This is a genomic window from Anabaena sp. UHCC 0253, from assembly GCF_009712085.1.
GTDB lineage: Bacteria > Cyanobacteriota > Cyanobacteriia > Cyanobacteriales > Nostocaceae > Dolichospermum.
In genome coordinates, this window is record NZ_VILD01000014.1 from 29334 (window position 1) to 33837 (window position 4504).

The window sequence follows — 4504 nt, forward strand, 5'->3', positions numbered from 1 at the left end:
TGTCATGTCTCCCATTCTATGACACTGTGTGTACCTCGTTGCACTTATTTTCCTCTGTTACCCCTACTTATTGAGCCGATACAATTAAATCATCATATTTTCTTGCTAAAAATTGTACAATCTCTATCAAACTATGAAACTATCTCATTCATTTACAGCCAATATTACCAAAGACACTTATGTCAGTTCATATAACAATGGTAATAACCAATCTTGTTCATTTTTTGAAGATGGAGAAACAGTTACAATAAATTTTAATACTGATTGTCTTCACCAAGTACGAGAAACCATCAAAGTTCTTCAACAAATTTATCAATCTCTTGCTCAACAACGACAACAGCAAATTACAAATGAGATTGAACAGTTAAATACTCATAGTCTCATCCCAGTTTCTTCAAGTAATAACGGTAAATCTCACACAGTAGAAATAGGTTTATAAACAGACCTTTTTTTATTGATTTAGACAATGATTTGTAATAAATTACCACTTCAACCCAAGCAGATGATGAAAAATCGTAAAAATTGAGAAAATTTCATCTGTAATAAAACGCTAACAACTTTGATACTGATGGTTTTTAGCGATTAATTGAAACTTGCCAAACATGAATTCCAGAACATAACTACTCTGTATACAAAGTACAGGGTGAATCAAGGTGTTTAGTGACAAACTAAGCACCTCTTATTTCATGGCTTTATTGACATCAAGTAACCCAAAATTATGAAATTCACAATTTCTCAAAAAGACCTGGCTGATACCCTTAACTTGGTTAGTTACGCTGTACCTAACAAACCTCATCACCCTATTCTCAACAATATATTATTGGTTGCGGATAAGCACGAACAAGAAATTTTAGTGACTGCTTTTGATTTGAGTTTAGGAATTCGCGTTCAATGCAAATCTAGAATAGAACTAGAAGGTAAAATTGCTTTACCTGCTAAATTATTCACCCAAGTAATTTCTAGTCTTCCCAAACAAGATATTACTTTGGAAATTGTAGATAATGCGGCAATTATTACTCACTCCTGTGGTAAATGTCGAATTCAAACAGTTAGTCCTCAAGAATTTCCATCTTTACCAGAAATTGAAGGTAAGAATATTATATTACCAGCAATTAAGTTGTTACAAGCATTAGAAGGAACATTATTTGCTGCTAGTCATGATGAAAATAAACAAGTTTTAGCTGGAGTTCATTTCCAATTTACTAATAGTAGTTGGGAAGCAGCAGCAACAGATGGACATCGGTTAGCAGTTGTTTCTGGAACGATAGAAACAGATGAGCAATTGACAGAAAATGCACAAATTGAAGCTGATTCAAATACAGTAGAAGTCACAATTCCTCAACCTACACTAATAGAATTACAAAAGATTTTAGTTAGTGTAGGGGAAAACAGCGAATGTACTATTAACATCGACAATGGTATTGCGGTATTTACATTACCCAATATCCAAATTACCACCAGATTATTAGAAGGAGATTATCCCAAATATTCAGCTTTAATTCCAAGACAATTTCAACATCAATTTATTGTTGATAGGAAATTGTTTGATAATGCTCTAAAAAGAGTGGGAATTGTAGCTGACCAAAAGAATAAGATTGTCAAAATTATCTGTGACTACCAGCAGCAACAAGCAACTTTATCTACTGAATCTTCAGATATAGGTGGTGCTGTGGAATCTTTGAATATTAAACCCCAAGATGGTTATCAGCAACAATTAGTCATGGGTTTTAATATCAAATATATGGAACAAGCTCTCAAATTTCTACCTACAAATGAGGTATTAATTAATATCAACCAAACTACAACTCCTGTGGTTATTACTCCTGTTGATGGTATTCTCAATCAATTAATTCTGGTGATGCCGGTTCAACTTATTGGTAATAACAGCACCGCTATGGAAGAACATACTTCAGATGATGAAAAGGAGGTTAACATTACAGCAAATATTGCATCAAAAAATGAAGTAAAAGAGGAAATAAATATAGCTGCTGAGACAGAGGAAGCAGAAGAAGATATCAAGAATAAAAATGATGTGATAAAAACTGATTCTTCTCCACAGAAAAACACAGCAAACACTAAAACTAATTCTCAAACTTCTGCAAATTCTACTCACAAAACTAGAGGAAGAAAAAGAAAGTTGCTGCTGCATAGGATAACTGAATCAAAAATTGTAGTGGTTTAGATTTACTAAGCACATCTCAATACTTGTCAGTCAAAAGTTCAAAAATCTCTCTTAAACTTTCTTGTCTCTGTGTACTCTGTGCCTCTGTGGTTCGTTATATCAAATCTGTTTTTAACAACCACACCAAAAACTACTCACACCCCAAGTTTATTACTAATACATGAACTTGGGGAAATTCAACATATCTGCTTTTGAAAAACATGGTATATCAACCACTTCACCTGAAATATCGCCCTCAGTCCTTTACTGAACTTGTTGGTCAAAGAGCGATCGCAACTACTCTCACCAATGCTATCACATCCCAACGAATTGCCCCGGCATACCTCTTCACTGGTCCCAGAGGTACAGGTAAGACTTCCAGCGCCCGCATTTTTGCCAAATCTCTCAATTGTCAACATGGTGATTTTCCTACTCCCACACCCTGCGGCCAGTGCAATTCATGTACTAGCATCTCTAAAGGCTTATCCCTGGATGTGGTAGAAATAGATGCTGCTAGTAACTCTGGTGTTGAAAATATCAGACAAATTATTGACCGCACCCACATTATACCTGTCAACAGCCGCTACAAGGTGTTTGTTTTAGATGAAGTGCATAGCCTCAGTTCACAAGGATTTCAAGCTTTACTCAAAACTTTGGAAGAACCACCAAAAAATGTAGTATTTATCCTCTGCACCACAGAAATTCACAAAGTTCCTGCAACAATAATTTCTCGTTGTCAAAGGTTCGATTTTAAAAGAATTGGTGTGGAGGATATGGTCCAAAATCTCAACCAAATTGTGAATGAGGAATTAATTGATATTACTCCAGAAGCATTACGTCTGGTAGCACAAATCTCTTCTGGTTGTTTCCGGGATAGTCAATGTTTACTGGATCAATTGAGTTTACTAAATATCACCATTGACCAAAATTGGGTATGGGAAATGGTGGGAAATGTGCCTGAATATGAATTGCTAACAATGGTGGAAAGAATTGCTGAAAATGACAGTGATTCAGTAATTACCATTATTCGGAATTTGTTGGAATGGGGGAAAGAACCTTTAGTGATTCTGCAAAATCTCACCAGCTTTTATCGAGATATGTTGATTGCTAAAACATCTCCTAGCAGTAAGGAAATGGTGATGCTAACTGAAGATACTTGGCAACAATTGTGTCAAATAGCTAAAGATTGGGAGACTACAACTATCTTAGCAGCACAGCAACACTTGAGACAATGTGAAGCGCAGGTAAAATTATCTACTCAACCACAGTTATGGTTAGAGGTTGCTATTTTAGGTTTACTACCTGCTGCTAATTCTAAAGATTCGAGTCAATTTATTCCCATTGCTGAAAATCCCCCTTGGACGAATTGGAAAACACCTGCTGATGCGATCGCTTGGGGACAACAGAAATTACCAAATATGAGTCTTGAATCCCTACAAAAACATTGGAATTCTTTGATTCCAGTCAATGGAAAAAAAGCTCCTATTTGGGTGGAAACGGTACAACAGTTATCCTCTTCTCGATAACATTCTATGAATTGGTATAGCAATCTTATCTGATTTTTATCTCATTGAGAATTTAGGCGTTGCTGATTTTAAAGATGAAAATAATTTTGCATTCATTCAATATCTTTGTAGAGACGTTCCATGAAATTTCTATGAAACGTCTCTACTTTCAAAAATCATACCCCAATTCAGCAATGCCTTATATTCATTCTTACTCTCTATTAACCTTGAGTGTGCTTTTTGTACACATTTGGATAATCTCTCTCTATCCAGTAAGCCAAATCCTATTCAGAATTAGGAATCAACTGAGGCTCAAGATCATGAATAATACTCTAACGTGCTGTATTAAATCTCAATTTTCATTCAATACAGTGCTTGTATTTTTCATATACTGTTGAATACTCCTGTTTTTGTTTTACCCACATAGCCAATCCTTTTTCTGGATTGTCTCCTAATTGACGTACAAATGCAGGAATAATTCCCTCTGTCATTTCATTGATCAAATCAAAAATGACAATATTGTGTTTGAATTTATGATAGTTTATATCTACTCCCACGTAGAAGTCAATTACCTTTGGTTTTTGTTCAATCTCACTTCCAAATCCTAGTATTAAAATCTTGATCTCTGTGTGATTATCAATTTTTAGACAAGTTTCTCGAATTAGCTCTACGAATGCTTTCTCATCACTTAGACTACCATCTGTATAAATAACAACTAAAGCACCTTGCTTGTCTTGACGGTTTCTAAACCATCTATCTATCACGTGTTCTAAAGTAGGTTTAATATGGGTAAGTCCATTCCACATCCTTTCTGGGTCTTCAAATATATTATCAATCT

At 35.0% G+C, this 4504-nt stretch carries 4 protein-coding genes; 3 read left to right on the forward strand and 1 reads right to left on the reverse strand.

Translation table 11 applies throughout. The features are described from left to right. Positions 1 to 133 precede the first annotated feature (133 nt). The 3 genes from FJR38_RS25915 to FJR38_RS25925 all read left to right on the forward strand — a co-directional run bounded on the left by FJR38_RS25915 (position 134) and on the right by FJR38_RS25925 (position 3687). Positions 134 to 439 (forward strand): hypothetical protein, encoded by a 306-nt coding sequence (locus FJR38_RS25915; RefSeq protein ID WP_168540352.1) that lies wholly within the window; start codon positions 134 to 136, stop codon positions 437 to 439. 279 nt (positions 440 to 718) lie between these two features. Further along, complete coding sequence (dnaN, locus tag FJR38_RS25920; protein WP_168540354.1) at positions 719 to 2182, forward strand: DNA polymerase III subunit beta; 1464 nt, start codon at positions 719 to 721, stop codon at positions 2180 to 2182. 200 nt (positions 2183 to 2382) lie between these two features. Continuing rightward, positions 2383 to 3687 carry a DNA polymerase III subunit gamma/tau gene (locus FJR38_RS25925; RefSeq protein ID WP_168540356.1) on the forward strand — a complete coding sequence of 435 codons (1305 nt, stop codon included), beginning with the start codon at positions 2383 to 2385 and terminating at the stop codon, positions 3685 to 3687. A 338-nt stretch (positions 3688 to 4025) separates the two neighbouring features. Here the strand turns inward: FJR38_RS25925 and FJR38_RS25930 are convergent. Continuing rightward, a partial coding sequence (locus tag FJR38_RS25930; RefSeq protein ID WP_217360063.1) for a hypothetical protein occupies positions 4026 to 4504 on the reverse strand: 479 nt, incomplete at its 5' end.